Annotated in this window: 3 protein-coding genes; 2 read left to right on the top strand and 1 reads right to left on the bottom strand. The window is 61.6% G+C overall.

Annotation, left to right across the window (positions count from 1 at the left end):
• Positions 1-137: 137 nt before the first annotated feature.
• The gene (locus VIW95_RS04870; protein WP_331584295.1) at positions 138-758 is read right to left on the bottom strand and encodes an alpha/beta hydrolase; all 621 of its coding nucleotides are present in this window, start codon (positions 756-758) and stop codon (positions 138-140) included.
• Between the two features lie 86 nt (positions 759-844).
• Between VIW95_RS04870 and VIW95_RS04865 the strand changes: the two genes are divergently transcribed.
• Together VIW95_RS04865 and VIW95_RS04860 are read left to right on the top strand one after the other, a co-directional pair.
• Positions 845-1,300, top strand: a complete 456-nt coding sequence (locus VIW95_RS04865) for a Mut7-C RNAse domain-containing protein (RefSeq protein ID WP_331584294.1) — start codon at positions 845-847, stop codon at positions 1,298-1,300.
• 119 nt (positions 1,301-1,419) lie between these two features.
• Positions 1,420-2,655: hypothetical protein (locus VIW95_RS04860; protein ID WP_331584293.1), on the top strand; the 1,236-nt coding region annotated here is incomplete at its 3' end.

Here is a 2,655-nt window from a genome sequence, read left to right as displayed (position 1 = left end):
GCGCTCGATCGGATGAATCATGGCGATTTGCGCGCGACGATCGCGCAGATAATTTCGATCGCGAAGGAGCATCCCGACGATCCTTTCTACGCAATCTCGCAGGTAGTCCGCGACGCTCCCCCGATTCCCGCGGGCAGCTAGCCTTTCAGGGCGTCGGCGATCGCGCGCGACAATTCCGCCTCGCGGCCGCCAAAGAAATGATCGGCGCCAGCGACGATCTCGAGTCGCGCCGAATCGCCGATTCTCGACTTGAGCGTCTGCAGTCCCGCGACTGGCGAGTACGAATCGCGATCGCCTGACACCAGCAGCACAGGTTTGGATGCGCCATCAGGAATGCGCGCGTCGGCCATCGCAAGCGGCAGCGCAACGGCGACGATTCGCGCAATCTCGGCGCGTTCGTACCCCGCGCTCACCGCGACCATCGCGCCGAACGAATATCCCGCCATCACTGCCCCCTCTTTGCGCACGCCGGGCTGCGCGCGAATGAACGCCAGCGCCGCGAGTGCGTCATCGACCTCGCCGGGGCCGCCGTCATGCTCACCTTCACTGCCGACGCCGCGAAAGTTGAAGCGCAACGTCGCGTATCCGGCTAGCCACATCGCCTCGAGAATCGCATCGACAACGTTGTTGTACATCGAGCCGCCGTACAGCGGATGCGGGTGGCACACGATCGCCGCTGGCCCACCGCCGCCCGGGTTGGCGAACAGACCTTCCAAAGTCAAATCGCCCGATCGAAACGAGACCTGCTTTTCATCCATCGCGTGTTCCCTCAGAACTTAAACTGTCGCTTTATATTTTTATCCGCGCAGATTCGTCGAACGATGATATAATACCGGGCATCGCGATGGATGAAACTCCCCGACTCGCCGTTGACCGGATGCTCATGCGATTGGCTCGCTGGTTGCGCCTGCTCGGCGCCGACGTTATCGCCGACGCCTCCCTTACCGGCGCCGAGCTTCTGCGGATCGCTCGCACCGACAACAGAATCCTGGTGACGCGCGACAAGCGCCTCCGTACCGCCGCCGACGTCTTTTTCGTCGAGGGCAACGCTATCAGAACGCAACTTCGCGAGGCGGTCCGGCGCTTCGGTCTCGACCCCCGCGTGATCGCGCTGACGCGATGCTCGCGATGCAATGCAGTGCTGTCGATGGTTGCACGTGAATTGGTGTCGCGACGCGTGCCGCCTTACGTCTTTGCCTCCCACGATCGATTTGCGGAGTGCCGAGGGTGCGGGCGTATTTACTGGCCGGAGACGCACCGTGCTCGAATGCGGGCGATGCTGGACTCGATCGCGTTCTGACCGCGGTGGCTTTTTATTCGCATTGCACCAGGTATGCTTTCGCGACTATAAGATTTGTGGGGACTTGACATTCGAATTACTGATTAACGGCTGGGGGAATAATGTTTAATTTCAGGGCGTTGCCATCTGCGCTCGCGATTTTGCTCCTCACTCCGCTGGGTGCGCACGCGGTCTCGCTGAGCCTCAACGGAAACAGCGCCGACCTGCAGATGGACAATACGCAGGCAGTCTACGCCAGCGACAGCAACGGCGTCCCGACGCTGATCACCGAAATAGGAATGCGGGCGCCCGGTGGCGGACTCGTAACTGAAGTCGGCGTGCCCTCGATGATGCCCGACGGACGCGTGATCTTCGGCGCCGAGACCCAGCCCAAGGACGCGAATGTCAAAGCCCGCTGGAATATTTTCATCGGCAATGCCGACGCGGTGCCAAGCCATCGCATAATCACTGCCTTGAATCCCAAGGCGCTCGGCGCCGATTGCACGCCCGCCTTCAAGGGCGACCCCTATCCCGTCGCGGATACCGACGAAAATATCGCGTTCATTTCAACGGTGCCGCACGGCCGCGATGCGCTCTTCTTTTATTCCCACGGCAAACTTGCATGCATGGTGAAGGCGGGTGACAAAACCAATGAAGGGCACGAGATCGCCGTGCTGAGCTTTGGCAGCGCGCAAATCGGCGAAGGCGGCCAGGTCGCGTTCACCGGTTTTCTCGGCGATAGCGCCAAGCCCGCCGAACATCGCCAGGCGCTTCTGCTCGCTTCCCTTAACGGCCGCGTTACTGAGCTCGCCGTCGAAGGCGAATACGGTCCGAATCACACGCTCTACCAGCGTCCGTTTGGATTGCCGGCTGCTCTTCCCACCCCGCTCGGAATAATGGTCGCGTTCACCGCCAAGAGTCCAAGCGGCGCGGCGCTGTTCCTCTACAGCGGCGGTTCGATGGCAAGGATTCTGCCGACCGGCACCCTCACGAGCGTCGGTCCAGTAACCTATCTTTCCGCGGGACGACCGGGCCTGATGGCTGACGGGACGACCGCCGTACTCGCCGGATGCGCCCGCATACCCGCGATCTTTCGGCTGACTCATCAGCGCCTCGATCTGCGGATCGAGCGCGGACAGCTGACGCCCTTCGGCACCGAACTCGAATCTCTCGGCGACCCTGTCCTGACTGCTTCCGGTGCCATGTTCGTCGGCGCCACTGACACTGATGATCGCGAGAAGCTCTACGTGCTGTCGCCCGACGACGCGTTTTTCGAGGTCGGCGAATCCGAATTCATCTACCGAATCGCGATGGGAGCGCAGAAGCATCACTCGATCTTCACCGGCACCCTGTCGGTAAACCAGCACGGCGACTTC

It is taken from the genome of Binatus sp. (SeqCode), assembly GCF_036522015.1.
Lineage (GTDB): Bacteria > Desulfobacterota > Binatia > Binatales > Binataceae > Binatus.
This window is presented reverse-complemented; position numbering and strand designations above follow the sequence as displayed.